General features: G+C 65.1%; 24 protein-coding genes, 1 tRNA gene and 1 pseudogene. 14 read left to right on the top strand and 12 right to left on the bottom strand.

Features of this window, described 5'->3' with window-relative positions; genetic code table 11:
• Positions 1–148 precede the first annotated feature (148 nt).
• The 4 genes from I6F33_RS12470 to I6F33_RS12455 form a co-directional block, all read right to left on the bottom strand.
• Positions 149–523, bottom strand: a complete 375-nt coding sequence (locus I6F33_RS12470; protein ID WP_225142684.1) for a hypothetical protein — start codon at positions 521–523, stop codon at positions 149–151.
• A 141-nt stretch (positions 524–664) separates the two neighbouring features.
• A complete protein-coding gene (locus I6F33_RS12465) occupies positions 665–2359 on the bottom strand; it encodes a PAS-domain containing protein (RefSeq protein WP_225142683.1) in 1695 nt (564 codons plus the stop codon).
• A gap of 132 nt (positions 2360–2491) precedes the next feature.
• Entirely contained in the window at positions 2492–3022 is a 531-nt protein-coding gene (locus I6F33_RS12460) for a gamma carbonic anhydrase family protein (protein WP_036044000.1), read from the bottom strand.
• An 85-nt stretch (positions 3023–3107) separates the two neighbouring features.
• Positions 3108–3437, bottom strand: coding sequence for a hypothetical protein (locus I6F33_RS12455; RefSeq protein WP_036015295.1), 330 nt, complete (start codon positions 3435–3437; stop codon positions 3108–3110).
• Positions 3438–3659: 222 nt separating this feature from the next.
• On the opposite strand from I6F33_RS12455, the gene I6F33_RS12450 reads away from it, so the two are divergent.
• Both I6F33_RS12450 and I6F33_RS12445 read left to right on the top strand, forming a co-directional pair.
• Complete coding sequence (locus I6F33_RS12450; RefSeq protein ID WP_225142681.1) at positions 3660–4367, top strand: hypothetical protein; 708 nt, start codon at positions 3660–3662, stop codon at positions 4365–4367.
• Positions 4368–4633: 266 nt separating this feature from the next.
• Positions 4634–6083 (top strand): annotated as a pseudogene (locus I6F33_RS12445) (hypothetical protein).
• A gap of 314 nt (positions 6084–6397) precedes the next feature.
• On the opposite strand, the gene I6F33_RS12440 reads toward I6F33_RS12445, so the two are convergent.
• Positions 6398–6616 (bottom strand): DUF3126 family protein, encoded by a 219-nt coding sequence (locus tag I6F33_RS12440; protein ID WP_007602550.1) that lies wholly within the window; start codon positions 6614–6616, stop codon positions 6398–6400.
• Between the two features lie 132 nt (positions 6617–6748).
• The gene (gene cysE / locus I6F33_RS12435) at positions 6749–7573 is read right to left on the bottom strand and encodes a serine O-acetyltransferase (protein WP_036015299.1); all 825 of its coding nucleotides are present in this window, start codon (positions 7571–7573) and stop codon (positions 6749–6751) included.
• 274 nt (positions 7574–7847) lie between these two features.
• Here cysE and I6F33_RS12430 point away from each other — a divergent pair, with 274 nt between their 5' ends.
• Both I6F33_RS12430 and I6F33_RS12425 read left to right on the top strand, forming a co-directional pair.
• A complete protein-coding gene (locus tag I6F33_RS12430) occupies positions 7848–9302 on the top strand; it encodes a hypothetical protein (protein WP_225142680.1) in 1455 nt (484 codons plus the stop codon).
• A gap of 313 nt (positions 9303–9615) precedes the next feature.
• On the top strand, positions 9616–9843 hold the full coding sequence (locus I6F33_RS12425; RefSeq protein WP_146207712.1) for a hypothetical protein: 228 nt from the start codon (positions 9616–9618) through the stop codon (positions 9841–9843).
• A 55-nt stretch (positions 9844–9898) separates the two neighbouring features.
• Here the strand turns inward: I6F33_RS12425 and I6F33_RS12420 are convergent, their stop codons facing one another.
• Positions 9899–10237: a hypothetical protein gene (locus tag I6F33_RS12420; protein WP_225142679.1), complete on the bottom strand. Its 339-nt coding sequence runs from the start codon at positions 10235–10237 to the stop codon at positions 9899–9901.
• Positions 10238–10419: 182 nt separating this feature from the next.
• Here I6F33_RS12420 and I6F33_RS12415 point away from each other — a divergent pair, with 182 nt between their 5' ends.
• Positions 10420–11355, top strand: coding sequence for a LysR family transcriptional regulator (locus I6F33_RS12415; protein WP_225139951.1), 936 nt, complete (start codon positions 10420–10422; stop codon positions 11353–11355).
• 108 nt (positions 11356–11463) lie between these two features.
• A complete protein-coding gene (locus I6F33_RS12410) occupies positions 11464–11976 on the top strand; it encodes a protein-tyrosine phosphatase family protein (RefSeq protein WP_225142676.1) in 513 nt (170 codons plus the stop codon).
• A gap of 16 nt (positions 11977–11992) precedes the next feature.
• On the opposite strand, the gene I6F33_RS12405 is transcribed toward I6F33_RS12410, so the two are convergent.
• A complete protein-coding gene (locus tag I6F33_RS12405; protein ID WP_036015305.1) occupies positions 11993–12748 on the bottom strand; it encodes an alpha/beta fold hydrolase in 756 nt (251 codons plus the stop codon).
• Between the two features lie 117 nt (positions 12749–12865).
• Entirely contained in the window at positions 12866–14002 is a 1137-nt protein-coding gene (locus I6F33_RS12400) for a hypothetical protein (RefSeq protein WP_225124824.1), read from the bottom strand.
• Positions 14003–14310: 308 nt separating this feature from the next.
• Between I6F33_RS12400 and I6F33_RS12395 the strand changes: the two genes are divergently transcribed.
• Entirely contained in the window at positions 14311–14556 is a 246-nt protein-coding gene (locus tag I6F33_RS12395; RefSeq protein WP_008562814.1) for a zinc-finger domain-containing protein, read from the top strand.
• Between the two features lie 20 nt (positions 14557–14576).
• On the top strand, positions 14577–15779 hold the full coding sequence (locus I6F33_RS12390) for an FAD-dependent monooxygenase (RefSeq protein ID WP_225142674.1): 1203 nt from the start codon (positions 14577–14579) through the stop codon (positions 15777–15779).
• A 25-nt stretch (positions 15780–15804) separates the two neighbouring features.
• Here the strand turns inward: I6F33_RS12390 and I6F33_RS12385 are convergent, their stop codons facing one another.
• Positions 15805–16227 (bottom strand): hypothetical protein, encoded by a 423-nt coding sequence (locus I6F33_RS12385; RefSeq protein WP_036045885.1) that lies wholly within the window; start codon positions 16225–16227, stop codon positions 15805–15807.
• Positions 16228–16400: 173 nt separating this feature from the next.
• On the opposite strand from I6F33_RS12385, the gene I6F33_RS12380 reads away from it, so the two are divergent.
• A tRNA-Leu gene (locus I6F33_RS12380) sits at positions 16401–16489 on the top strand.
• A 10-nt stretch (positions 16490–16499) separates the two neighbouring features.
• On the opposite strand, the gene I6F33_RS12375 is transcribed toward I6F33_RS12380, so the two are convergent.
• A complete protein-coding gene (locus tag I6F33_RS12375) occupies positions 16500–17810 on the bottom strand; it encodes a hypothetical protein (RefSeq protein WP_225142672.1) in 1311 nt (436 codons plus the stop codon).
• Positions 17811–18098: 288 nt separating this feature from the next.
• On the opposite strand from I6F33_RS12375, the gene I6F33_RS12370 reads away from it, so the two are divergent.
• Positions 18099–19349, top strand: coding sequence for a multidrug effflux MFS transporter (locus I6F33_RS12370; protein ID WP_225142670.1), 1251 nt, complete (start codon positions 18099–18101; stop codon positions 19347–19349).
• Between the two features lie 382 nt (positions 19350–19731).
• Here I6F33_RS12370 and I6F33_RS12365 read toward each other — a convergent pair whose 3' ends face one another.
• Entirely contained in the window at positions 19732–21339 is a 1608-nt protein-coding gene (locus I6F33_RS12365) for an ABC transporter substrate-binding protein (RefSeq protein WP_036015319.1), read from the bottom strand.
• Positions 21340–21606: 267 nt separating this feature from the next.
• On the opposite strand from I6F33_RS12365, the gene I6F33_RS12360 reads away from it, so the two are divergent.
• From I6F33_RS12360 to I6F33_RS12345, 4 genes are all read left to right on the top strand, one after another.
• Positions 21607–22737 (top strand): M20/M25/M40 family metallo-hydrolase, encoded by a 1131-nt coding sequence (locus tag I6F33_RS12360; RefSeq protein ID WP_036015323.1) that lies wholly within the window; start codon positions 21607–21609, stop codon positions 22735–22737.
• Positions 22738–22958: 221 nt separating this feature from the next.
• Positions 22959–23900 (top strand): ABC transporter permease, encoded by a 942-nt coding sequence (locus I6F33_RS12355; RefSeq protein WP_225114725.1) that lies wholly within the window; start codon positions 22959–22961, stop codon positions 23898–23900.
• Between the two features lie 18 nt (positions 23901–23918).
• On the top strand, positions 23919–24806 hold the full coding sequence (locus tag I6F33_RS12350) for an ABC transporter permease (RefSeq protein ID WP_036029754.1): 888 nt from the start codon (positions 23919–23921) through the stop codon (positions 24804–24806).
• 129 nt (positions 24807–24935) lie between these two features.
• Entirely contained in the window at positions 24936–26585 is a 1650-nt protein-coding gene (locus I6F33_RS12345) for a dipeptide ABC transporter ATP-binding protein (protein ID WP_225124813.1), read from the top strand.
• Positions 26586–26724 lie beyond the last annotated feature (139 nt).

The raw sequence follows: 26724 nt of genomic DNA, 5'->3' as shown, positions 1-26724 counted from the left end.
ACTTGTGAACTGGATCACATTCGCCGGTATGATTCCGCGCGATGCTCGCCGTTACCGGATGGCGTGAGCCGATTTCAATATCCGGGGCTGGCAAGGTCGTTGACGGTATACTGCGTCAACGACCTTGTTTTTTAACAGCTATTTCGCCTCACTCGCAGACGTCGACTTGGCGGTAGCGCCATCCCGACGGGGTCATGACGCGCTTGCGCGCGACGTAGCAGCCGCCATAACCGTCGTTGTAGCCGGCGCCATAATAGGTGGGGCCGCCGTAATAGGGGTAGCCGTAGCCGTAATAACCGCCGTAGTAGCCGGCGCCGGCGAGACCCACCCCGATCCCGATCCCTGGCCAGAAGCCGCCGCCATGCCAATGACGGTGCCCCCAGCCATGGAAGCCGCCACCATGGAAGCCACCGCCGTGAAAGCCTCCACCACGTCCGAAACCGCCGCCCGCCTCGGCCTTTTGTGGCGCCGACAGCCCGACCGCCGCCACGGCCAGCGCCGTCATCATCATCCTGCGTAACATCACTCGATCCTCCGCGTGGAGGTTGCTCCACGCTTCAAAGCAGGACCAAGCTACCGTCAGTCGGTCATTCGTGACAGCCACACTGTCTCACTTCCGCGCGAGCATCGGCAGCCCGCGGCAGATGCGAGCTGCCGCCGGCCGCTATGCCGCCGCTGCCGGCCGTTCGGTCCGATCCTCGACCATGGTCACGAACATGTGGGACTCCTCACCGGCGCCCCCCACCTGGATGCGGCGGGCGCAGATGACGCGGCGCCCGCGGACGGGATTATCGATGGTATCGATGATCGGCTCGAGCTGCTGCCGCTGTGCGAGCAACTGCTGGTCGCGCCGCTCGATCAATTCGGCAGCCTCCACGGAGAACAATTCCCGCGCCGTCTTGCCGATGATCTCGCCGCGCGACATGCCGATCATCTTCTCGGCGGCCTTGTTGACGAAGACGTAGCGCAGATTGCGCGCGTCCTTGGCGATGATGCCCTCGGCCACGTTCTCGATGATAGTGGCGAGAAAGCGCTCCATCCGTTCGAGAATGCGTTCGCGGTGGCGCTGTTCCGTGACGTCCTCCTGCACCGACACCCAGCCGCCGCCGTCCATCGGGCGCTCGTAGATCTTGATGATGCGGCCGTCGTTCAGCGCGATCTCGTACGACGTCGGCTGGCGTTTGGCGATGCGGTCGAGCACCGCCGCGACGTATTTCGTGACGTCGCCGCTGAACAATCCGCTCTCGACCCTGTGCTGGAGGATCTCCTCGAGACTCGACCCGGTCTGGATCGTCTCAGGCAGATTGTAGATCCTGCGGTAATTGGCGTTCATCGCGACCACATTGGCCTTGCCGTCGAGCATGATCAGCCCCTGCGGCATGCTGTTGATCGCCGCCGAAAGCTGCCACTTCTTGGCCTGGTACTTGTCGTTGAACTTGTCGCGCTCGGTCATCGCCGCGTCGCGCGCCTGCGCGGTGCCGACCTCGAGCTCCTCGAGCTCGAAGATGCGCGCCACCGCGTCACGGAAATTCTGCACCGCGCGCGCAAGCCGCCCGATCTCGTCGTGACGGCGCAGATGCGGCACCTCGCTCTTGACGTCGCCCTGCGCGATGCGGTCGGTCGCCTGCGTGATATCGGCGAGCGCGCCGACCACCGAGTGCCGCATCACGACGACGTTCAGCGCCGCGAGCATCAGCGCCGCGAGCCCCAGCGCGAAAAGATAGGCGGCGGCGTAGCGGTTGTCGTCGGCGAGTTCGTCGGCCTCGCGGGCCCGCTGCTCGTAGATGCGCTCGAGCTCTTCGAGATCGCTGTTGAGCTTGCTGCGCAGGGTGCGATTGGCGTCGTTGTCGCCCCACTCGCGGGCCGCGGCCGGGCTGATCTCGACGCCGCGGCGCACCAGCTCCTGGCGGAAGTCGATGAATTGCTGGATGCGCTGGCGGAAGGAAGAGAACAGCTCGGCGTCGTCGTCGCCCACCGTGCGCTCCATGCTCTTCACGGCCTCGGCGAGCTCGCGGTTGCGCCGCACCAGCCCGTCCGCGAACTGCTTCATCGCGGCACGATCGGCGGACATGTAGATGCCGCGCGATTCCATCACGACGGCGTAGATCAGGGCGTTGATGCGCCCGACGCCGACCGCCGCGTCGGCGGAGGTGGCATGCAGGTGGCGATACGTCGTCTGCAGGCGCACTGACTGGACCGACATCACCAGCAGGAAAGTGGTGACGATCGCCAGGAAGGCGGCGATGCTGTAGACCTTCTCCGCGACCGTCAGCGTGTCGGCGCCGCGCACGAATCGGACCAATTTCTTCAAAAATTTGGTACCGGCCCCGAGACCGGATTCCAGCGCCGCAGCACCCATGGCGCCGCTCCTCCTGGTTGAAAACGCTCGACGGTAAGCGTGATCGCGCTAGCAGAGGATTAAAGCGGCAGCCTGTATTTTTACGGTATGGATCCGTTCGCGCGGCTGGACAGAACCGCGTCCGGGCGCAGGTCAGCCGATCCGCTTCAAGCCCTGCTTGAAGCGCGGACCGTTGGCCACATAGAACCGGGCCGCGCTCCCCATCTTCTGCACCTGAGCGTCGTCGAGCGTGCGGATTACGCGGGCCGGCGAGCCGATGATCAGCGAGCGCTCGGGGAACTCCTTGCCCTCGGTGATGACGGAGCCCGCGCCGACGATGCTGTTGCGGCCGATCTTTGCCCCGTTCATCACGATCGAGCCCATGCCGATCAGCGCGCCCTCCTCGATGGTGCAGCCGTGCAGGATGACGTTGTGGCCGACCGTGCAGTTCCTGCCGATGACAAGCGGAAAGCCGAGATCGGTGTGGCAGGTCGAGCCGTCCTGCACATTGGCGCCCTCGCCGACCTCGATCCACTCATTGTCGCCGCGCAGCACCGCGCCGAACCAGACGCTCGCGCCCGGCTTCAAGCGCACCCGGCCGATCACGGTCGCGGTCTCGGCGATGAAATAATTGCCGTCGGCGGGAAGGTCGGGCGCCTGCCCGTCGAGCTCGTAGATGGCCATTGGCTGTCTCCTGTCGCGTTGACGATTGGCATAGCCAAACGGCAGCCGCGACGCAAAGGGCCGGCCGCGCTCGAGGCACTTCGGATCAGACCAGAAGGCCGGCAGCGCGCAGCGTCATCAGGAAGAAGGTGCCGCTCATCATGCTCCAAAAGGCGGCGATGACGGTTGCCATCATCACGAATTCCATGCGGCGGCTTTCCACCCGCACGCCGCGCAGCGTGTTGCGCATGATGATGAAGGGCGCGGCGAACACCAGGAAGGGAACTGCCGCGAAGGTTTTCGGGGCCACGCCGTCCTGCAGCAGGCCGAAGCCGGCGGGCCGCTGCGCCAGCGCCTGGTATCCGTTCACGAGCGCGCCCGCGAGCGCGAAACCGATGCCGATCGAGAAGAAGGTGTTGAGAGCTTCAGGTGTCATCGGAAGTGCTCCGCCCTTACACAACGCGCGTGCCTTCCTGTGACAAACAGAGCCCGTTAACGCTACATTATCCTTAAGGAAAGGTTAACGCGGCCGGCCGTCCCGTGCAGGGGCCGTCCCCGATCCAAGCGGCCGGGAACGCTGCGCGAAAGCGCCGTCGCATGGCATATTCGCGCTGATTCGTCGGCCATCGGCCGACCTCCGGTCGACCTCGCACAATTCATGGCATTGTTCTCGGCAGCTCCCCTCAGGTCCCCCCGCACGCGCACCCGGGCGCATGTCGTGCCGATCGTGCTCGGCGGCGCGGCGGCGGTCGCAGCTGTCGCGCTCGTCGCCTACCTGCTGTGGCCGACCTGGGGCAGCCGGGGCGCGAACGCGCCGGACAAGCTGCCGGTGAGCGTCGGCGGCACGTTGTTCAACCTGCCGGTGACTGCGATCCGGATGAAGATCCAGCGGCACTCGGGGCCGCAGGAGCGCATCGATCTCGACTTCCTCTATCCCTCGCTGGAGCCGCCCGGCGCGCCCAAGCACGTCACCTCCGACACGGCGGAAGCGGCGCTGCAGTCGATCGACCGCATCTTCCTGTCGATCGCCGCCCATCACGATGCGCTCTCGCCCGAGCAGCGCACGGCCACGATCTATCCGCGCTATCTCGACCAGGCCGCGGCAAGCCCAGCGGACGGCCTGACGATGCGCATGTTCCGCACCGACACGCCCTACGGCAGCGAGGACCTCTATTCGGCTGCGAGCCCCGCGCTCACCGCGCGCTGCACGCGCGATGCCGCCACCCCCGGCATGTGCCTCTCCGAGCGCCGCGTCGGCGGCGCCGACCTCACCTTCCGCTTTCCACGCAGCTGGCTGTCGCAGTGGCGCGAAGTGGCGGAGGCGATGGAGAGGCTGACCGCGCATCTGCGCGGGCCGCGGGGCTAAGGGCGGTCGGCTTACTGTCGGCTGGAGCCTCCAAACCAAAAAATCGAAAACAACCCCATGCACAGTAGCCAAGCGTTGGCAGCATCGAGTCTTTTCGTTTTTTTCGAATAACGATTGACCCATCGGGCCAAAACAGGGCATGATGGCCGTGATGCATGGCACGGGGTTGCCCGGATGGCGCATGGATGTGTGACTGATATCACTGAGCATAGATTGCGATTGGCCATGCTGCGAATAATCTGACGCTATTGCATTCGGGGGCTGGAATGCGGCTTCGGCTGTTTGTTTTGTTGATATTTGCGATCTGCGTGGGAGCCGGACCGGCGCTGGCCGAGAAGCGCGTCGCGCTGGTGATGGGCAACTCGGCCTACAAGAACGTGGCGCGGCTGGCGAACCCCGCGAATGATGCCACCCTGGTCGGCGGCATGTTCAGGAAGGCCGGGTTCGATTGCGTTCGCGGCGAAAGCGGGCTCGACGGCGTCCGACGGCGACTCCAAGAATAGCCCGTTCGCGGCGGCTCTCGTCGAACGTCTGCCGACGCCCGGGCTCGATCTGCGCAAGGCGTTCGGCTTCGTGCGCGACGACGCGCTCAAGAATACCGGCTACAAGCAGGAGCCATTTGTGTACGGCTCGCTCGGCGGCGACGACGTGGCCCTGGTTCCGGCCAAGCCGGTCGCGACCGGACCGCAGGCGAACCCGGACAGCGACATCCGGCGCGACTACGAACTGGCGCTCCAGCTCGGCACGCGCGACGTTTGGACTGCATTCCTCAATCGTTATCCCAGCGGCTTCTATACCGATCTCGCCAAGGCTCAACTTAACCGGATTTCTGCCGAAGACGCCCGCGCTGCAGCGGCCGAGAAGGCGCGGGCGGCCGAGGAGGAGAAGGCAAAGCTTGCCGCCGAACGGGGCAAGAAGGCCGAGCAGGAGAAAGCCGCAGCAGCGGCCAAGGCTGCCGAAGATGCTCGGATCGCCGCGGAGAAGGCCAAACGGATCGAAGAGGCCAAGGCGGCGGCCGCCGAGCAGCGCAGGAAAGATGCAGAAGCAGCCGCCAAGGCACTGGCCGACAAGCAGGCTGCCGAGAAGGCGCTGGCCGAAAAGATCGTAAACGACAAGGCAGCTGCTGAAGTCGCTGCAAGACAGGCAAATGACAAGGCGCAGAGCGAGCAGAAGGTCGCGGCGGTTACCCCAGCTCAGTCGCCGCCCTCTCTTTCTCCGCAAGAGACGGCAAAGCTGGTGCAGTCCGAGCTCCGTCGCGTCGGTTGTCTGGCCGCAGCCGCCGATGGCGACTGGAATGCGTCATCACAGCGCTCACTGACGCTGTTCAACCAACATGCGGGAACGAAGCTCGGCCCCAAGCTCGCAAGCTTCGAGGCGCTCGACATGATCAAGTCCAAGCCAGGCCGTGTCTGTCCGCTGGTCTGCAATCGCGGCTTCAAGGCGGACGGCGATACTTGCGTCAAGATCACCTGCCGCGCCGGCTATCGCGTCAACGACGACAATGAGTGCGAGAAGGTGCAGGACAAGAAGCCGGTCGCGACCCGCGAGGATGCCACGAACCGAGACGCCGAACGGAAGCAAGTTGAATCCAGGCCTGCGAAGCCTCAGACAAGTGGTCAGATAGTTTGCGGCGTGGGAATTGGTGGTTGCCGCCCTGTTCGCCCCGGCTGTCGGCTTGAACAAAAGAATTCAAGCAACGTCGAGGTCTGCAATTGAGCACGTAAAGGCCGTCAGGGTGTTGCCCAAGCAATGCTGGCGCCGCTGTGCTGGGCTCGCAATGACGGCGTGGAGAAATTGCACCGCGATCTTCGCTGCGTGCCCCGGACGCAGCGCAGCGTCTCTTCGACGGTGCGCTGCTGAGCCAGGGCCCATGTCCGAGATGCGCTGCGTGGCTATCTGGGTCCCGGCTCTGCACTGCAACGCCACAGCGTGTCGAAGACGCGCGTGAACGCGCTTATGGAGCGTTGCAGTGCGTCCGGGACACGGAGAACGCCGCGCGCGAGCGAAGACTCCGCTTCGCTCGCGACCAACTACTCCTGATCGACCAGGTCGTCCTCGAGGATCGCCATCTGGAATTGGAACGAGCGATCGTCGTCCTCGTCGTCGACGAAGAGCACGCCGATGAATTCCTCGCCGATATAGACCTCGGCGGAATCGTCCTTCTTCGGCCGCGGCACGACGCGGATCTTGGGATTGCCGAATACGCGCTTCAGATACGCATCTAACTTTCTGACTTCTTTGACGTCCACGGCAAGTCTCCGATCGAAAATGGTCGGCGGGTTTTAGGACGAGATGCGGCGAACCGCCAGCACGAATTGTCAAAGAATTTAGGGACGAAAAGGGCCGGAAAAACCCGGCCCTTCGCAGCATCAAGAGCCCGCTCAGAGCCCCATCGCGTTGATCATCTGGTCCATGGTGCGCGACGGCTCGGCGCAGCCGGCCTCGCCGACGATCTTGGCCGGCACGCCCGCAACCGTGACGTTGTGCGGCACCGGCTTGACGACGACCGAACCGGCGGCGATGCGCGCGCAATGGCCGATCTCGATGTTGCCGAGAATTTTTGCGCCGGCGCCGATCAGGACGCCGTGGCGAATCTTCGGGTGACGGTCCTCGTTCTCCTTGCCGGTGCCCCCTAACGTGACGCCGTGCAGGATCGAGACGTCGTCCTCGATGACAGCCGTCTCGCCGCAGACGAAGCCGGTGGCGTGGTCGAGGAAGATGCCGCGGCCGATGCGCGCGGCGGGATTGATGTCGGTCTGGAACACCGCCGACGATCGGCTCTGAAGGTAATAGGCGAAATCCTTGCGGCCCCTCAGATAGAGCCAGTGCGCGAGGCGATGGGTCTGGATGGCATGAAAGCCCTTGAAGTAGAGCAAGGGATCGATGAAGCGCGAGGTCGCGGGATCGCGGTCGTAAACGGCAACGAGGTCGGCGCGGAAGGCGTTGCCGAGATCGGGGTCGTCGCGCAGCGCCTCGATATAGGCCTGGCGCACGAGGTCGCCCGACAGCGCGGAATGATCGAGCCGGTCGGCGACGCGGTGGACCACCGAATCCTCCAGCCGGCCGTGATGCAGCACCGCCGAATAGATGAAGGTCGCAAGCTCCGGCTCGCGGCGGACGATGTCCTCCGCTTCGCTGCGGATCCGGTCCCAGATCGGATCGAGCGATGCGAGCTTTCCTCCCGGATTGACCTGATGCACTGCCATGGGATCTGCTCTTTCGAATTGGCTGATTTTGTTGGCTCTATAGCACAGTCTAGGCGACAAAGTCCTGACGGGCTTGCCTGAGAGTGAACAGTGCCCTGCCTCGGAGATCAAGCCAAACCATTGATAAACAAGACTTTCTTCTGACGCCCCGAGCGGCAAGGTCGGCTCAAGGTGGTCAGAGTTTCGCCAAATTCAAGCCGGGCAGCGTCAAACTATTGGTGAATTCGCCTCCAACCGTTATTGCGGGCATGATCCGAGCGGGGGCAGAGCCGATTTGACCATCACCACCGATCAACTGCGCGCGCGCGCCGCGGGCTCTTTTTGGCTGCGGCTGGCCGCAATGGCCCTGCCCCTCCTGATGATCGCGCCGGCGGTCTGGAACGGCTATCCGCTGTTGCAATGGGATACCGGCGGCTATCTCGCGCGCTGGTACGAGGGCTATCTCGTCCCCAGCCGCTCCACGGTGTTCGGCCTCTATTTGCACTATGGCGAGGGTTTCGGCTTCTGGATCAACCTCGCCGCCCAGTCGCTGGCGACGCTATGGCTGCTGCAGCTCACTCTTCGCGTGTTGAGTTTGATGCAGACCTTCCGCTTCGTCGCAATCAGCCTCTCCCTGATGCTGTCGACCGCGCTGCCCTGGCTTGCGAGCATGCTGCTCACCGACATCTTTGCCGGGCTCGCGGTGCTGTCGCTGTTCCTCCTGGTGGTCGGCGCAAACCGCACCTCGGCGATCGAGAGGATCTCGCTGTTTGTCTTCACCGCCTTTGCCGCGGCGACCCACAGCGCCACGCTCGGCGTGCTGCTCGGACTGTGCGCCGCGGGCTGGATGGCGCGGCCGTTTCTGGGCGCGCGCCTGCCGCTGGCCGGACTACTGCAGGCGAGCCTCACTATCGTCGCGGGCGGCTTGATGCTGGTGGCGGCGAATTATGCGCTGTCCGGCAAGCTGGCCTGGACGCCCGGCGGCTACGGCGTCGCCTTCGGCCGCATGATGCAGGACGGCATCGTCGCGCAATATCTCAACGACCGTTGCCCGCGCGAACGTTACAAGCTTTGTCCCTACCGCAACGAGCTGCCGGCGAGCGCCGACGAATTCCTGTGGGGCAAGAGCGTGTTCAACACGCTCGGCCGTTTCGCAGGCATGAATGAGGAGATGGGCACCATCGTCGTGCAGTCGCTGAAGGATTATCCAGCCTGGCAGGCCGGCGTGGCGCTTCGCGCGATGGGACAGCAATTGCTGCACGTGGCGACCGGCGAAGGCACCAACGGCTGGATCCCGCACACCCGCGGCATCATCGAGCGCTACATCCCCGCACAGGCCGCGCCGATGCGCGCGGCGCGGCAGCAGAACTGGGGTGTCAATTTCGATGTCGTGAACTGGCTGCATGTCCCGGTCGCGCTGGCCTCGATGCTGGCGCTGCTCGCGCTGCTCGGCCATGCGCTGGCAAGGCGCCGGCTGGACGATCTGACGCTGCTGGCTGGGACGGTGACGCTGGCGCTGCTCGGCAACGCCTTCATCTGCGGCGTGATCTCAGGGCCGCATGATCGCTACGGCGCGCGCATGGTGTGGGTGGCGACGTTCGTGGTGCTGATGGCCGTGGGGCGGCGGCTGGGCGAGGACGGCAAGCAGGATGAGATCGGGGTGAAGCCTCATCGCTCCCAATCTCCTGAGGGAGTGGACGATGTGTACACATTTGCACAGTTTAATGCGGCAGCCGTCTCGGTCAGGTAGGCTGTTCGCATGGACCGAGAATTCCGCCGCCTCGAACATGCCGCCCGCGAGCAAGCAGCACTGTCGGCTGACGGGCGCACCAAGGCTGCGCTGCTAGAGATCGCCGAAGAATACCGTTTGCGCGCCGACTACCTCGAAGCTCAAAAGCGCAACCCTGCTGATCAAGTTGCAATATCGCTTGCTTGGCACTCTGACGGCATTGACTGCCAAGCCGTTGAGGAACAGTGTGTTCCATCACCGCCCGGTCCGTGGCTTCAATCGGTGACAGAGAGACCGGTTGTGCTCCCGCCCTACTCCAACAGGGAGCAGCGTCATGCCGATTCTACGGCTGATTGCGAATGTCGATCTCACCCGCGAACAGGAACATGTTCTTGAACTCGCCTTCAACCATGCCTTGCGCAAGCTCGACCTGGTGGATCGAAGCGATCCGATCTGTGATCTTCTCGCCAAGAGGATGATCGACATTCACATGCGCGGCGTGACTGACGCTGTCGCTCTGGCCGAAATCACCGTCCGGGAAATCAGAGCACCGAAACAATAGGGCCCGAGATCGGTGACGCCGTTGAGCGACGGCGCCTGGCACTGTCGCCATAGTTTCACATCGCCTTGGCGAGCGCGAACAGCCGGAAATCCTCAAGCGCCGCGTGCCGGTGGGGCGCCACTTCGCGCCTGTAAGTCTCGGTGTCGACGATCGAGCGGAAGGTGGCAAAGTCACCGTACTCATTGAGCGCCGCTTCGTCCCAGCGTTCGCTTGGCGAGCCGACGAGGCTCGCGAGGATCGGCCCGGAAAACATCGGCGCGATCGGCTTGCCGGCCGCAAGGCGCCGGAATGCCGGCCTGTAGCGCTCATGAAAGGCTTCACGGCCCGAGCAGGGCGCGGCGTCAAAGCCGTCCTCGTAACGCGCCTGCGCGCGGTAGCGCAGCAGATTGAGCATATAAACCGGCTGCCCGGATGGAATCGCCCGCTCGGCGGCGTCGAGGGCTTGCAGCGTAATTTCGATAGGGTTCATCGGACGTCCCGCGTTTCCAGCGCCGCAGAATGCGTGCTGATACTCCCCGATTAGCCGTTCTCGAATGGGTCTTGTAGTGACCGTCTGGCCATGGCTATGTGGACTTCATGTCCACAACGACTTTGCCTCCCGACCTTTCGCGCCTCCTCGCCTTCGTCCGCGTCGTCGAGGCAGGCTCCTTCGCCGAAGCCGCGCGGCGGGCGGGGACGACCACATCGGCGATGTCCAAGGCGGTCGCCCGCTTCGAACAGGCTCACGGATTGCGACTTTTGCATCGCTCCACCCATTCGTTGGCGCTGACCGCAGAGGGCGACCGGCTGATGTCGGCGGGACGCGCGTTGGCCGAAAGCCTCGCCCGTGTCCAATCCGCGCTCGGCGAAGTCGCGCGCGACGATGGCGGACGGGTGCGCGTGACCGCCCCCGCCTCGTTCGCGCGCGCCTGCATCCTGCCGCGACTGCCCGCGTTCCTGCGGGAACGGCCGGAAATCGAGATCGAGGTCAAATTCCGCAACGAGATTCTCGATCTCGCGGCGGAAGGCGTCGACATCGCGATCCGCACAGGGCCGCTCGATCGCGCGCCCGGTCATCAGGCACGGCGGCTTTGCACCTTCTCCTGGATCGCTTGCGCCTCGCCTGCCTATCTGAAAGCGCGCGGCGCGCCGGCCACTCCCTTTGAGCTTTCCGCGCACGAGCACGTCGGCTTCCGCAATCCCGCGAGCGGTCAGATCCTGACCTGGCGCTTCGCCGACCCGCGCGGCAAAGGACCCATTCGCATCACCCCCAAGCCCAAGCATATTTGCGACGACGCGCATGCTTCGCTCGCTTTGATCGTGAATGGGTTCGGTGTCGGCTGGGGGCCGGCGTGGCTGGTTGGCGAAGACCTTCGCGCCGGCCGGCTGGTCGAAGTGCTGGCGCCCTGGCGCGCGCCTGGGGAACCCCTTTGGATGCTGCGCACCTCGGGCCGCCGCCCGCCCCTGCGCACACAGCGCGTCATGTCGTTCCTCAACACGCTTCCCACCGCGTTCAGCGACAAGGTGGTGTGAAGCAGCAGTCGTCACCGACATTCGGTCGCCAGGAAAATGAGCTCCAGGCGGCGGCTGCCGGTGAGGTGTGGATTATGCGATCCCGTCTTGCATCAACCAGGGTTTGAGATGTCCCGATTACATTGGATCGAGATTCAAGCGGCTGGACGAATAGCGATTATGGCGCGTCCTCGCGCCGACGAGTGGTTGGAGATGGAAGTCATTGAGTGGAAGGACGCCCGAGTCGATCTGGTAGTGAGCCTTCTCGAGCGCGAGGAGGTTTCAGAGCTTGGGTTACAGCGTGAAGACGAGGTTTGTCGTTCTAACGGAATCGACTTCATCTCTTTTCCGATTCCGGATCGGGGATTGCCAGAATCGCGACCGGAGGCATCGCAGATCGCTCGCTTATTAGCCAGCGGCTTGCAAGATGGTCGTTCTATGGCGATCCATTGTCGCGCGGGGATCGGCCGATCTTCGGTAATTGCAGCTTGCGCACTGATCTGTTCCGGAATCCAAGCGAAGGAAGCTCTCGAGCTGATTGGAGCTTCGCGGGGCTTGATCGTGCCGGACACGGATGAGCAGCGCGATTGGGTGATGACCTTTGGCCAGGCGGAGCGCGGCGATGCGCCACGTACCCGATAGGCCATGCAATGTCGCCTCAGCCGCGGCGTGACAGGAAGTCGAGCACGCCGGTCTTGTAAACCTTGTCGCCGACTGCACGCATGTGGTCGCGATTGGGAATATCGAGCACTTCGGAACCCGGTATGATCGCGCCGAGCGCGCTGGCGCTTCCTGCGACATCGTCGGCGCTGCCGACCGCGATCAGCACCGGCACCTCGATGCGCGCGGCCTCTTGCCTCGTCATGAGATCGCGCGTGCCGCGCAGGCACGCGGCGAGTGCACGGCGGTCGGAGCGGGTCTGGTCGGCGAACGCGCGAAACGTGCGGCCGACGGGATCGGTGACGTCGTCCAGCGCGGGCGCCTCCAGCGCCTTGGCGACGTTCTCGCCGGGACCGCTGCCCTCGATCAGGCCGCCGATGCCGATGCCGCCGAGGATCGCCGAGCGCAGGCGCTGCGGCTCGTTGAGGGAGAGCCAGGCCGTCATCCGCCCGCCCATCGAATAGCCCATGATGTCGGCCTGCGGGATGGCGAGGTGATCCATCAGTGCGAGCACGTCGCCGGCCATTACGGGTATAGAATATTGCGCGGGTTCGTAGAGCTTTGCGCTCTCGCCATGGCCGCGATTGTCGAGCGCGATGACGCGGCGTCCGTTCTTGCGCAGCTCCGACACCCAGGTCGGATAGACCCAGTTCACGTTCTTGCTGGAGGCAAAGCCGTGCACCAGGATGATCGGATCGCCCTCGCCTTCGTCGAGATAGGCAATTTCAACGGCGCCGTTGTGAAAGCTCGGCATCAGCAGTTCCGTGGGATCTTGTGGGGGACAGCTCGATCTTAGAGCACGATCCGGCAAAGTGTGCAGCGGTTTTCCGGCAACATCATGCTCAAACAATAGCCCGAAGCGGATCGCGCCTCAGGCCGTCGCGGCCGCGTTAGCCAAAGCAGCGTCGGCGGCCATCTGCGCGCGGCGCAGCCGCCGCGCCCGCCTGCGATCGCACCAGGCCTGGGTCAGGCGCTCGGTCGTCGCCTTGATGGAGGAGAGCAGGCCGAACAGCGTCACGACCGCGCCAAACAGCCACATCGCCAGATCGAACGCGCCGCCGACGAGCAGCAGCGCGCCGCGGCCGAGCAGCTTGATGATCGCGCGCGTCTTGCCGCCTTGCGCTTCCGCAAGCCGCACGGCGCGCGCGACGTCCTTGGGGCCCTCGGCGATGCGGAGCGTATCCATGGCCCCGCGCGTGCCGGTCTTTCCGGCGACGCGCGTGACGTCCTTGCCGAGCCGGACCAGCGCACCGGCCTTCTCGGCCCGGAACGCGGCCTTGATCGCGCTCACGGTCTGGCCTGGGCGCAGCACCGAGCCCGATGCCACCGCGTTCCGCAGCATCGGCGCGTCGACGACCTCGCGCGCGGACCGGCCGGCCCATGCGGCGAGCCCCTCGCCGAGCCGTCCGAGCTTGCGCGCATCCTTCACCAGCGTCAGTCCTGCGCGCACCGGCGCGGCACCGCCGACGGAGATGTAGGTTGCCGCCGTCACCGCAAGGCCGGCCGCCGCAAGGGAGAGCACGAGGCGGTCGGTGTCCTCGCCCATGGCGAGGTGCTTGCCTTCGCGCACCACGTCTCTGATGTCGCCGAACACGAAGAGATCGCCGGCCACGGTCCCGGACAAGCTGGCGACATCGTCCGCGTTGCCGGTGACGAGACCCGTGGCGAAGCGCTTGGCGAAATGCGCGGTGGAATTCTCCGCTTTCACGGCATCAGCGACGCGGCTCAAGAGGTCGTCGGGAAGCGCGATGTTGCGCTCGCGCGCCAGCGTGACGAAACTGTCGGCGAGATCGGCATCGCCGGCCGCGAGCGCGGCCTCGATATTGTCCTGAACCAGGCGGTCGTTGTGCCGGAGCAGTGCATCGAGCTTCAGCTCGGAGAGCGCGACCGGATCGTCCTGGGCAGCCAGGATCGCGCCGGCCTCGCGGGCATGCGGCGCCACCTGCGCGAGCACGAAGCCGCACACGGCCATTCCCGCCAACGCCGTACTGATTCGCAGCCACTTCATGTGGAAAAGCCCGGATGCCCTGAGATCGCTTGCGCGGAACACTACGTCTTTCGTCCCGGTTTCACGCAACCACAGAGATAGTATGCCAAAATTGCGACACAACGTCCCCGACGAAAGAAGGGCTTCTCTCAGGCCGCAAGATTGTGTCGAATTTGCATGAGCAAATGAGCATGGGGCGCTTGCGAAGCTTTTCGGTTCCGCTGGACTAGCAATCACCTGTACCCGCCAGTATGGTCCGCAGCGCCTCAAAGATGCCGCGTAAGTTCGTGATTGTATCTGCCGCCATTGCCACTCCAGGATGAACTTCGATGTCCGACCATGTCGTCCCGCACTTCCATAACGATGCCGGTGTCCCCGTCATCGAGATCGGCTCGCAAGAGTTCATGTGCGTGGGCGCCAATCCTCCGTTCGACCATCCGCACGTCTTCCTCGACCTCGGCAACGACAACGAGATCATCTGCCCCTATTGCTCGACGCTGTACCGCTTCGCGGCCGACCTGAAGCCCGGCGAAGCCCGCCCGCCGGAATGTGTGCTGAAGGACAAGGTGGCCTGACCGCGTCCATCGGTTAAGGGGTGGCGCTCTCCCGAACGATCGTCGTCGCCGGTGCCGGCATCGGTGGCCTGACGGCCGCGCTCGCGCTCGCCGCCCGCGGCTTCCGCATCGTCGTGCTGGAGAAGGCCGAACGCCTCGAGGAGGTCGGCGCCGGCCTGCAGCTCTCGCCCAATGCCAGTCGCGTGCTGGTCGAGCTCGGCCTCACCGAACGCCTCAAGCTGCGCGCCGTCACCCCGGAAGCGCTCTCGATCATGAGCGCGCGCGTCGGCGGCGAGCTGCTGCGCATGCCGCTCGGCGAAGCCGCCTCGCTGCGCGCCGGAGCGCCCTATTGGGTGGTGCACCGTGCCGACCTGCAAGCGGCCCTCGCCGGCGCCGTCGCCGACCATCCCGACATCGACCTGAAGCTGGGCGCGACCTTCGAGGACGTCGCGCCTCACGCCAAGGGCCTGACCGTGGTCCATCGCAGCGGCACGATCCGCCGCAGCGATCTCGCCAGCGCGCTGATCGGCGCCGACGGCATCTGGTCGACGGTGCGCCAGCATCTGTTTCCCGAGGTGCAGCCGCGCTTTTCCGGCCTGATCGCCTGGCGCGGCACGCTCGATGCCACGCAATTGCCGAAGGACTATACCGCGCGCCGGGTGCAGCTCTGGATGGGACCGAACGCCCATCTGGTCGCCTATCCCATTGCGGGCGGGCGCCAGATCAACGTGGTCGCGGTGCTGCCGGGCACCTGGAACCGGCCGGGCTGGAGCACGCCCGGCGATATCAGCGAGGTGATGGACGCCTTTGCCGTCCCGCGCTGGCCGCCGGCGGCGCGGATGCTGCTCGCCGCGGTCGACAGCTGGCGCAAATGGGCGCTGTTCGGCGTGCCGGACGGCTGCCCCTGGAGCAAGGGTTCGGTGGCGCTGCTCGGCGATGCCGTGCACGCGATGCTGCCGTTCGCAGCCCAAGGGGCCGGCATGGCGATCGAGGATGCCGCCGTGCTCGCCCGGCATTTGAGCCTGGAGGCCGCCCAGAGCAGCAAAGCGGTTGCCGCCGCGCTGACGCAATACGGCCGTGCCCGCCAGGCGCGGGTGCGGCGGGTGCAGCGGACCGCGCGGCAGCAGGGCCGCATCTATCATCTCAGCGGGCCGCTCGCGCTCGCACGCGATCTTGCGATCCGCGCGCTCGGCCCAGAGCGCATGCTGGCGCGACAGGACTGGATCTACGGCTGGCGGCCCTGATGCGGCGCGCCGCCGGCAGCATGCCTCAGTGGGCCGCTTTGCCGGATTTCGACGCGGATTTGGCGCTGGCCGCGGGCGATGCCGGAGGCGGCGGCGCCTCGGGCGGCGTCTCCCGGCATCTGTTGCGGCGCCAGGCATCCTCGGCCAATTGGACCTGCCCGCGCACGGCGATATAATCGTTGCGATAAGCGAGTTCGGACACGACGGCCCCGCCGGCCCCGGTCTCGGCCTTCTCCATCAGCCTCTGCAGATCGGCGGTGCGCTTGGCGAGGTCCTTGCGCTCGGTCTCGAGCTGCTTGCAATCGTACAATTCGTATTTGGCGGGATCGGCAAAAGCCGGTGCGATCGTCTCGCTCACGCCGGCGCAGCCGGACAGCGCGAGGCCAGCCGCAAGCAGCGCGAACAGCGCGCCAAAGCCGCGCAGCGAAAAGGAAAACGAAGCAGCCATGCCGGATGAATAGCCCCCGTGGATTGAGAATGCCTAAAGCAGCAACAGATGTCCGGATTGAGGCTTTGCCTTGTGCCCCCGGCTCGCTTAAGGAAGAACCGTCCCTCCGGCGGCGAAACGCGCCAATTCCAGACCGCCGGAACGGACTTAAGTGTTTGATCTCGTTGGATCAAGCGGGCATGGCGGAATTGGTAGACGCAAGGGACTTAAAATCCCTCGGTGCGCAAGCGCTGTGCCGGTTCGACCCCGGCTGCCCGCACCACTAGCTTGTATCACCCTTGCTCGAGGCGCTCGGGCTCTGCGCGGAAATCGAGCAGCACGATCCAGAAGCAGATCAGCGCGATGACGAGGAGGATGAAGGTGCCCTCGATCGGCGCGCCCAGAAGCGAGACCAGTGCCGGAAAGGCGAGGCCGATGCCGAGGATGGCGGCGAGCGCCAGGGACGGAAGATCGACGATGAGGATCGCGGCATAGAGCGCGAGCTCGAAGAAGGCATATTCCTTCAGACGCGGCGAGCTGAGATAGAGCGCGAACATGGCGAGCACCGTGATGCGCATGCCCGTGCGCGGGTGATCCATCAGCCAGCGATCGAGCTGCGTCAGGAGCGATGCCCCTTCGCGCACCGGTCCGCTCGCGGCCGCGCGCAGGACGGACAGCGCGAACGGCACGAGCACGAGCGCGAGCGCCGCGAACGCGTAGGCCGCCAACATCGCCGGCTTGCCGTCACCGAAGCCGGCCTGGACCATGAGGTCGCGCGCCAGCAGCAACAGCGACGGATTGGTCTCCACGAGACCGACGGCATGCTGGCCGGGAATTTGTCCTGCGATCGCGAGCAGCCAGCTCGCGAACAGATCTGGATAGAGTAACCGCGACAGCGCGAGCGGCAACGCGAAGGCGAACGCGGCCACCGCGATCAAGGCCAGCTTGCGGCCACGCGGCAGCGGCAGGAAATAGAGCGCCGCCAGCACCGGGACGAACACCAGCTTGAACGAGGTCACGAGGCCGAGCAGCGCAGCGCCGGCGATGCGCCAGGAAAAGTTCGAATTCTGTTCGGATGCGAGCGGGCGTAGCAGGAGCTTCAGCGCGATCGCGGTCAGCACTCCGCTCAGCAGCGCAAAATTCCCCGACGCCACCACGAATTCGAAACCGACGAACGCGCCGAGCGCGCAGAGCACCTTCAAGCCAGCATCGCGCGCGCTGGCACGCGTCCGGCCAAGGCCGGGCAGAAGCAGCGCGCAGAGCACGGCGAGGACGAGAAAGATGCTTCGGTAATGATCGAGCAGAACCCCGCCCGCGCAGAGGGGACGGAAAGCGTCCAGCGTCACCGGCAGATAGGGATAAGAATAAGTGGTGCCCTTCAGGTTCTTGACGAAGTAGGGATCGAGCCCTTCGGCGTGTGCATCGACCGCCGCGCAATTGACCCGGACGTCCCAGCCATACGGCAGGTCGAGCGAGGCATCGTTGGCGAGATTGCCGAGCACCAGCAGCGCGGTCAGCGTGACCACGCCGGCAAGCCAGACGTTGCGCCTGGCAACCTTGGCCGCAGGCGCCAACCATCGTGCTACACCTGATATGTCGGACACCGGCGATACCCTGTTTGGCTTCTCGCGGCGCCGTTGCGGCAGCCGGTCCGACCACAATGGACAGGACGGGTTGCCGATTCATCTCCCCGGCATGCCGCGCCCGATCTTATGGTGAATCCCTGGTTGCAGGCCCAGCCCTCCGGCGACGCGGCGGATGGCCATCAGGCCGGCGACGGGCCCTCACCCGTTTTTGACCGCTCCTGCTCCGTCTGCCAGCCATCCCGAAACATGGGTTGTGCAACGCAGCATCGGGGCTAGATAACTGGCTTGATTGCAGGGGTAAGCTTCTTGTCCGACGTCAATGCCGACGGTTGGGTGTCCTCGGGACACCGCCCAATGGGTTTTCCGGAATTCGTCATCGTGATCGCGTCCATCATGGCGCTGAATCCGCTCGCGATGGACATGATGCTGCCGGCGCTGCCCAATATCGGCGCCGCCTTCAAGATTCCCGTCGAGAACCATCTGCAACTGGTGCTGTCGACCTTCCTGATCGGCTTCGGCGCCGGCCAGTTCGTCATGGGTCCCCTGTCGGACCGTTTTGGGCGCCGACCGGTGCTGCTCGGCGGCATGGCGGTCTATGCGGTGGCGAGCGTGCTGGCGGTCGTTGCCCCCTCGTTCGAGACGCTGCTGCTGGCGCGTGCGCTCCAGGGGCTCGGCACCGCGGCGACGCGCGTGATCGCGACCTCGATCGTGCGCGACTGCTATGTCGGCCGCCGCATGGCGAGCGTGATGTCGCTCGCCATGATGATCTTCATCGCGGTGCCCGTGGTCGCGCCCTCGTTCGGACAGGCGGTGCTGCTGGTGACGGCGTGGCGCGGCATCTTCGTGGTGCTGATGCTCTACGGCCTGCTCGCGGTCGCATGGTGCGTGCTGCGGCTGCCCGAGACGCTTCCCGAGTCGAAGCGCAGGTCGCTGGCGCCCTCCGACGTGCTCTCGGCATTCCGGCAGACCCTGACCCATCGCCAGACCGTCGGCTATGCCACCGCCGCCGGCAGCGTCATCGGCGCGCTGTTCGCCTATGTCTTCTGCGCCCAGCAGGTCTTCACCGGCATCTATCATCTCGGCCAATATTTCCCGCTGGCTTTCGCCGCGATCGCCGCCGGCACAGCCATCGCCGGCTTCCTCAATGCGAGGCTGGTCGGCCGGCTCGGCATGCGCGTGATCTCGCACGGCGCGCTGACGCTCTACACGGCCGTGGCCGGCGTGATGCTGCTGACGGAAAGCCTCGGCGTGCTGTCGCTCGCCTTGTTCATGGTGCTCTCGGCCCTGATGATGTTCTCGTTCGGCATGATGGTCGCCAACTTCACCGCGCTGGCGATGGAACCGCAGGGCGACATCGCCGGCACCGCCTCCTCGCTGTACGGCTCGATCACCACGCTGATCGGGATCGTGGTCGGCATGGCAATCGGGCAGAGCTTCGACGGCACGCTGCTGCCGTTCTCGATCGGCTTCTTCCTGTCGACGCTCGCCGCGCTCGCGATCGTGCTGGTGGTGGAGAAAGGGCGGCTGTTCAGGCCGCATCATCGCCCGATCAGCTAGGAACTTCCCGCCCCTCGCGATGTTGTACTGCAGCAATTCAGAGGATTGGCGAGATGGAACAAGAGAACAGATCGGATCAGCCCGCGTCCGAGATCGAACAGCCGATTTCGCAGCCTCGTTCCGATGAACGAATGGACTCGAGCTTGGCATTCATGAGTGAAGGGCTCGAGCAGCTGCGCGACAGCCACTGCTAGACGAGCGCGATCACAGACCGCCTCATAGAAAAACGGCGCCGCAGGAAACTGCGGCGCCGTTCGTATTCACCTGCAAGGCGCGCGGCGCGTAAAGCGCGATGAGATTCGGATGATCGTCATCGCGCTTTAGGTTGTTGTTTGCGCATGATCTTTCCGGAAAACCGCTTCGCACTTTTCCGGATCATGCTTTATTCCTTCTTGTCGATGTTCCAGAACACCGGCGTCGCGGGGCCGTCGAGCACGCCCGTCAGCGATTTGCGCCAGCCGCTCGGGATGAGATACTGCCCCAGCGGAATGTAGATCACCTGCTCATAGGCCTGCTTCTGGATATCGGCGGCGATCTTCTTCTGATCGTCGACCGAGGCCGCGCGGACGAAAGCGTCCTTGAGCTGCTCGATCTTGGCGTCCTCCGCCCAGCCGAACCAGCCCTTCTTGCCCTGGCCGCCGATCGAGAGATTGGCGATCGGGTTGGACACGTCGGCCGCGACCCAGTTGGTGAAGAACATGTTCCAGCCACCTTCCTTCGGCGGCTTCTGGCTGGCGCGGCGGCTCACCACCGTCTGCCAGTCGGTCGCCTGAAGGTCGACCTTGAAGCCGGCCTCGCGCAGCAGCTGGGCCGAAACGATCGGCTGCGCCTTCAGCGTCGTGACGTCGCCAGGGGCCATGATGACGATCGGCGTGCCGTCATAGCCGGACTCGGCGAGCGCCTTCTTGGCTTGCGCCATGCCGTTCCCCTTGACCAGGGTCTCGGAGCCCGCATCGGTTGCGAGCGGCGTGTCGCAAATGAAGAACGCGCCGCAGATCTTCTGATATTTGGCGTTGCCGACCAGCGCGTCGAGCACGTCCTTCTGGTTCAGGGCCAGCAAGGCAGCACGCCGCACCTTCACGTTGTCGAACGGCGGATGCAGGAAGTTCATCCGGCCGAGCGTCTGGAAGCCGAACTTGTTCAGGACCTCGATGGTGAGCTCCTTGTTGCCTTCCAGCACCGGCAGCATGTCGAACGGCAGGTTCTCCATGAAATCGATGTCGCCCGACTGCAGCGCGTTCACCGCGGTCTGCGAGTCCGGCATGGTGATCCACTCGACGCGGTCCACCTTCACCACCTTGCCGCCGGAGGTCCAGCTCGCCGGCTCCTTGCGCGGCACGTAGTCAGTGTTCTTGACGTAGACCGCCTTCACGCCGGGCTGGAATTCGCCCTGCACGAACTTGAACGGACCAGAGCCGATCTGCTCGGGGATCTGCTTGTCCGGCGGCGTCTCCGCAAGGCGCTTCGGCATCATGAAGGCGACGCGCGAGGACGGCTTGCCGATGGAGTCGAGCACCAGGCCGTAGGGCTCCTTCAGCTTCAGCGTGATGGTCTTGGGGTCGGTCGCCTCGATGCTGGCGGTGAAGTCCATGAGCTTCTGTCCCATGCCGTCGACCGCAGCCCAGCGCTTCAGCGAAGCGACGCAGTCCTCCGCCGTCACCGGCGCACCGTCATGCCACTTCAGGCCGTCGCGCAGCGTGAACGTGTAGGTGAGCTTATCGTCGGAGACCTTCCAGTCCGCCATCTGCGGCTGGACCTTGAAATTCGAGTCGGTGGCCACCAGCGTGTCGTAAACCATGTAGCCGTGGTCACGCGTGATGTAGGCCGTGGTGAAGATCGGATCGATGATGCGCAAATCCGAATGCAGCACCGCCGTGAGAGTCTTGCCGGCCGCGAGCACCGGCGAGGCCAGCGCGGTCGAAAGCGCGACGACCGACAGCGCAAGTGTGGAGGCGAACGCGCGAGGCCCCCGGCGCATGAAGTGGAACATAGAAAGTTCTCCTGACGTGAAACTGTTCAAAGGCAGGTTATTGGTTGAGCATGAGGTTCGTTCGTTGGGCGAACTAACCTCATGCAATGCCTTCGTCTTTCGAGACTTGCAGACAGGGTGAAGCGCGTCAATCCGGTTTCGGTGCAAGCCCTTGCGGCGCGCGCACGGGCTCCACAAAGATCGGTTTGGCTCTACAACACCCTCCGCTTGTCCCGTCCGCGCCAATGCAATGCGCGTTCCATCTTTCCAAGCTTGAGAGACATTGAGATGAATCCTGCCAATCTTCCCTTTGATTCCGAGGCCATGCTCGAAGGCCTGCGCGGCTGGATCGAATGTGAAAGCCCCACCTGGGATGCCGGTGCCGTGGACCGCATGCTCGATATCGCAGCGCGAGATATGGCGATCATGGGTGCGACGATCGAGCGCATCGCCGGCCGCCAGGGCTTCGGCGGGGTCATCCGCGCGCGTTTCCCCCATCCGAAGCAGGGCGAGCCCGGCATCCTGATCGCCGGGCACATGGATACCGTCCACCCGGTCGGCACCATCGAGAAGCTGAAATGGCGGCGCGAGGGCAACAAGTGCTATGGCCCCGGCATCTACGACATGAAGGGCGGCAACTACCTCTCGCTGGAAGCCATCCGCCAGCTGGCACGCGCCTCGTTCACGACCCCATTGCCGATCACCGTGCTGTTCACGCCGGATGAGGAAGTCGGCACGCCCTCCACGCGCGACATCATCGAGGCGGAAGCCGCGCGCAACAAATACGTGCTGGTGCCGGAGCCCGGCCGCGCCGACAACGGCGTCACCACCGGACGTTACGCCATCGCACGCTTCAACCTCGAAGCGACGGGCCGGCCGAGCCACGCCGGCGCGACGCTGTCCTCGGGACGCTCGGCGATCCGCGAGATGGCGCGACAGATCCTCGCGATCGACGCCATGACGACGGAGGACTGCACCTTCTCGGTCGGCGTCGTGCATGGCGGCCAATGGGTCAATTGCGTTGCTACCACGGCGACGGGCGAGGCGCTCTCCATGGCCAAGCGCCAGGCCGATCTCGACCGCGGCGTCGAGCGGATGCTGGCGTTGTCCGGCACCAGCAACGACGTCAGCTTCAAGGTCACGCGCGGCGTGACGCGGCCGGTCTGGGAGCCCAATGCCGGCACCATGGCGCTGTACGAGAAGGCCCGCGGCATTGCCAAATCTCTCGGCATGGAATTACCGCATGCAAGCTCCGGCGGCGGCTCGGACGGCAACTTCACCGGCGCGATGGGAATCCCCACGCTCGACGGCCTCGGTGTGCGCGGCGGCAATGTCCACACGCTCGAAGAGTATATCGAAGTCGAGAGTCTCGCTGAGCGAGGACGGCTGATGGCGGGGCTGCTGGCGACGCTGGAGTGATCGCGAAGCGATCCCGTAGGTGGGCAAAAGGCGCAAAGCGCCGTGCCCACCGTTTTCCCGACCGAAAGCAGGTGGGCACGCTCCGCTTTGCCCACCCTACGAAGATTGGCTGCACCGCAAAAACTGTGGCCCTCGTGGCACGGGAATTGCTGAAATGTTAGGCTGATGGCAGGCTGGCCGAAGAGCCCTGCCCAATTTGACTCTAAACTGACGGATCCAACTTGCTCGGATATCTCCTTCGCCGAATTCTCGCCGCCGTGCCCGTGATGGGCGTGGTCGCGCTGTTCGTTTTCCTCCTGCTCCGCCTCACCCCCGGCGATCCCGCCGCGATCCTCGCCGGCGACAACGCGACCCCGGAACGGCTGGAGCGCATCCGCGAATCGCTCGGCCTCAACGAGCCGCTGATCGTGCAGTTCGTCACCTGGGTGAACAAGCTGCTGCACGGCGACCTCGGGACGTCGCTGATCTCCAATTTGCCGGTGATGAAGATGATCGGCCAGCGCGTCGAGCCCTCGATCTCGATCGCGTTGTGCACCATCATCCTCGCCGTCGTCGTCGCAGTTCCCTTGGGGGTGATCGCGGCGTGGAAGCACGGCACCTGGATCGACCGTTTCGTGATGGGTCTGTCCGTGCTCGGCTTCTCGGTGCCGGTGTTCGTGGTCGGCTATGTCCTCATCCAGGTCTTCGCGATCGAGCTGCGCTGGGTGCCGGTGCAGGGCTTCCGTAGCATCTTCAACGGCTTCGGTCCGTTCTTCGAGCGCATGATCCTGCCGACCTGCGCGCTGTCCTTCATCTACGTCGCACTGATCGCGCGCATGACGCGTGCGGCGATGCTCGACGTGCTCGGCGAAGACTACGTGCGAACGGCGCGCGCGAAGGGCATCAACGAGGTTGCGGTGATGATGCGCCATGCTCTGCGCAACGCCGCCGTGCCCGTGATCACCGTGATCGGCACCGGCTTTGCGCTCTTGATCTCCGGCGTCGTCGTCACCGAGAGCGTGTTCAACATCCCCGGCATCGGGCGTCTCACCGTCGATGCGGTGCTGGCGCGCGACTATCCGGTGATCCAGGCGATGATCCTGCTGACCTCGCTGATCTACGTCGTCGTCAATCTTCTCATCGACGTCGCCTACACCCTGCTCGATCCCCGGATCCGGTACTGAGGCAAGGACAAGAACAAAATGTCGGTCGATACCCTTCCCCAGTCCTCCATTCCGATCACGTCGCCGCTGCGGCCGCGATTCGGATTCCTCACCTCGACCCCGATCATCGCCACCGCGACGTGCCTGCTCGCGCTGATCGTGGTAGTCTCGATCCTCGCGCCGCTGATCGCGCCGCATGATCCGATCCAGCTCGCCCCGTCGCAGCGGCTCAAGCCATCTTCCGCACAGTTCCTGCTCGGCACCGACGCCTACGGCCGCGACGTGTTGTCGCGCGTGATCTATGGCGGCCGCATCTCGCTTCTGATCGGCATCGGTGCGGCGATCCTGTCGATCGCCATCGGGCTGGCGATCGGCCTCGTCTCCGGCTTCTTCAAGCTGGTCGATTCCGTGATGATGCGCGTCATGGACGGCCTGATGGCAATGCCGAGCATCCTGCTCGCGATCGCCGTGGTGTCGCTGTCCGGCGCCAGCCTCTGGACCGTGCTGATCGCGATCACGATCCCCGAGATTCCGCGCGTTGCACGCCTGGTCCGCTCGGTCGTGCTGTCGGCGCGCGAGGAGCCTTACGTCGAGGCCGCGATCTCGGTCGGCTCGAGCCTGCCGAAGATCATGTGGCGCCACCTGATGCCGAACACGATCGCGCCGCTGATCGTCCAGGGCACCTATATCTGCGCCAGCGCCATCCTGACCGAGGCGATCCTCTCCTTCCTCGGCGCCGGCATCTCGCCGGAGACGCCGACCTGGGGCAACATCATGGCCGAGGGCCGCCAGTACTTCCAGATCAAGCCATCGCTGATCTTCTGGCCGGGCCTGCTGCTCTCCATCGCCATCCTCAGCATCAACCTGATCGGCGACGCCGCCCGCGACGCCCTCGATCCGCGCATGAAGCAGCGGGAGGGGAAGTGATGCGAGTAGCGTTGTCATTCCGGGGCGCGCGTAGCGCGAGCCCGGAATCCATTTCACCACGCGTGCTGCGGCCCGATGGATTCCGGGCTCGCGACCTTGTCGCGCCCCGGAATGACGGAGAGAATTGACGTGACCGACACCATCCTCGACATCAACAACCTCGTCGTCTCCATCGGCAAGCAGCCGAAAGGCGCCAACATCATCGACGGCATCTCGATCCAGGTGCGCGAGCGCGAGACGCTGTGCCTCGTCGGCGAGAGCGGCTCGGGCAAGTCGGTGACCTCGCTCACCACCATGGGCCTGTTGCCGAAGGGCACGCTGGTGCCAACCGGCGGCAGCGTGAAGCTGGTCGGCGAGGAGCTGCTCACCGCCACCGACCGCCGCCTGCGCCAGCTGCGCGCGACCAAGATGGCGATGATCTTCCAGGAGCCGATGACCGCGCTCAATCCGGTGGTGCCGGTCGGCCGCCAGATCGACGAGGTGCTCCGCGCCCACACCAAACTCGATGCCAAAGCGCGCAGGAAGCGCATTCTCGACATGATGGAGCAGGTCCACCTGCCCCAGGTCGAGCGCATCTTCGCCTCCTACCCGCACCGTCTCTCCGGCGGCCAGCGCCAGCGCATCATGATCGCGATGGCGCTGGTGCTGGAGCCGAAGCTGCTCATTGCCGACGAGCCGACCACCGCGCTCGACGTCACCACGCAGAAGCAGATCCTGTCGCTGATCCGCGAGCTCCAGCGCGATCACGGCACCGCCGTGCTGTTCATCACGCACGACATGGGCGTGGTCGCCGAGATCGCCGACCGCGTCGCGGTGATGCGGCAGGGCCGGCTGGTCGAGACCGGTCCGCTCGAGACCGTGCTGCGCAATCCGACCATGGAATACACCCGCAACCTGCTCTCCTCGGTGCCGAGCCTGGTGCCGCGCCCGCCGCGCGAGGAAACCCGCGAGCCCGTGGTGCTGGAGGCCAACGAGCTCGGCAAGGTCTACAAGGAGCGCGCCTTCTTCGGCAAAGGCCGCGAGGTCGTCGCTGCCGACAAGGTCACGTTGACCCTGCGCAAGGGCCGCACGCTCGGCATCGTCGGCGAAAGCGGCTCGGGCAAGTCGACGGTTGCGCGCTGCATCGTGCGCCTGATCGATCCGACTTCCGGCGGCGTGCGCCTCGCCGGCCGCGAGATCGCCGACATCTCGCGCCGCCTGTTGCAGCCGCATCGGCAGAAGATCCAGATCGTATTCCAGGATCCCTATCGTTCGCTCAATCCGCGCGTCACCGTCGGCGAGAGCATCGCCGAAGGCCCGGTCAATTACGGCGTGGCGCACGCCGACGCGATGAAGCGGGCGCGCGAGTTGCTCGAGCTGGTCGGCCTGCCGCCGGATGCGGTGTCGCGCTATCCGCACCAATTCTCCGGCGGCCAGCGCCAGCGCATCGCGATCGCCCGGGCGCTCGCGCTCGATCCGGACGTGCTGGTCGCGGATGAAGCGGTCTCCGCGCTCGACGTCTCGGTGCAGGCGCAGGTGCTGGAGCTGCTCGACGAGATCCAGAAGCGGCTCGGCATCGCCATCCTGTTCATCACCCACGACCTCCGCGTCGCAGCCCAGATCTGCGACGAGGTCGTGGTGATGCAGCACGGCCGCGTCGTCGAACAGGGACCGGCCGCCGAAGTGCTGACGCATCCTAAGGAGGCCTACACCAAGGCGCTGCTGGATGCGGCGCCCGGGCGGGGTTGGGATTTTGCGAACTTCAGGCCGGTGGCGGAAGGCGTGGGGGCGACACTGTAGCTCTCTCCTCTGTCATTCCGGGGCATCGCGAAGCGATGAGCTATGGTGCGCAATTGCGCACCTGAGAATCCATTTAGCCGCGGACTCTGTCGCACGATGGATTCCGGGCTCGCGCCCAAGAGGGCGCGCCCCGGAATGA

The organism is Bradyrhizobium sp. BRP20, from assembly GCF_020194215.1.
GTDB classification, from domain to species: domain Bacteria; phylum Pseudomonadota; class Alphaproteobacteria; order Rhizobiales; family Xanthobacteraceae; genus Bradyrhizobium; species Bradyrhizobium yuanmingense.
This window is presented reverse-complemented; position numbering and strand designations above follow the sequence as displayed.

What these genes read in the sequence shown, in the direction of transcription:
- I6F33_RS12470 (WP_225142684.1), bottom strand. Translation starts at nt 523, where the DNA reads ATGTTACGCAGGATGATGATGACGGCGCTGGCCGTGGCGGCGGTCGGG.
- I6F33_RS12465 (WP_225142683.1), bottom strand. Translation starts at nt 2,359, where the DNA reads ATGGGTGCTGCGGCGCTGGAATCCGGTCTCGGGGCCGGTACCAAATTT.
- I6F33_RS12460 (WP_036044000.1), bottom strand. Translation starts at nt 3,022, where the DNA reads ATGGCCATCTACGAGCTCGACGGGCAGGCGCCCGACCTTCCCGCCGAC.
- I6F33_RS12455 (WP_036015295.1), bottom strand. Translation starts at nt 3,437, where the DNA reads ATGACACCTGAAGCTCTCAACACCTTCTTCTCGATCGGCATCGGTTTC.
- I6F33_RS12450 (WP_225142681.1), top strand. Translation starts at nt 3,660, where the DNA reads ATGGCATTGTTCTCGGCAGCTCCCCTCAGGTCCCCCCGCACGCGCACC.
- cysE (WP_036015299.1), bottom strand. Translation starts at nt 7,573, where the DNA reads ATGGCAGTGCATCAGGTCAATCCGGGAGGAAAGCTCGCATCGCTCGAT.
- I6F33_RS12425 (WP_146207712.1), top strand. Translation starts at nt 9,616, where the DNA reads ATGCCGATTCTACGGCTGATTGCGAATGTCGATCTCACCCGCGAACAG.
- I6F33_RS12420 (WP_225142679.1), bottom strand. Translation starts at nt 10,237, where the DNA reads ATGCTCAATCTGCTGCGCTACCGCGCGCAGGCGCGTTACGAGGACGGC.
- I6F33_RS12415 (WP_225139951.1), top strand. Translation starts at nt 10,420, where the DNA reads ATGTCCACAACGACTTTGCCTCCCGACCTTTCGCGCCTCCTCGCCTTC.
- I6F33_RS12410 (WP_225142676.1), top strand. Translation starts at nt 11,464, where the DNA reads ATGTCCCGATTACATTGGATCGAGATTCAAGCGGCTGGACGAATAGCG.
- I6F33_RS12405 (WP_036015305.1), bottom strand. Translation starts at nt 12,748, where the DNA reads ATGCCGAGCTTTCACAACGGCGCCGTTGAAATTGCCTATCTCGACGAA.
- I6F33_RS12400 (WP_225124824.1), bottom strand. Translation starts at nt 14,002, where the DNA reads ATGAAGTGGCTGCGAATCAGTACGGCGTTGGCGGGAATGGCCGTGTGC.
- I6F33_RS12395 (WP_008562814.1), top strand. Translation starts at nt 14,311, where the DNA reads ATGTCCGACCATGTCGTCCCGCACTTCCATAACGATGCCGGTGTCCCC.
- I6F33_RS12385 (WP_036045885.1), bottom strand. Translation starts at nt 16,227, where the DNA reads ATGGCTGCTTCGTTTTCCTTTTCGCTGCGCGGCTTTGGCGCGCTGTTC.
- I6F33_RS12365 (WP_036015319.1), bottom strand. Translation starts at nt 21,339, where the DNA reads ATGTTCCACTTCATGCGCCGGGGGCCTCGCGCGTTCGCCTCCACACTT.
- I6F33_RS12360 (WP_036015323.1), top strand. Translation starts at nt 21,607, where the DNA reads ATGAATCCTGCCAATCTTCCCTTTGATTCCGAGGCCATGCTCGAAGGC.
- I6F33_RS12350 (WP_036029754.1), top strand. Translation starts at nt 23,919, where the DNA reads ATGTCGGTCGATACCCTTCCCCAGTCCTCCATTCCGATCACGTCGCCG.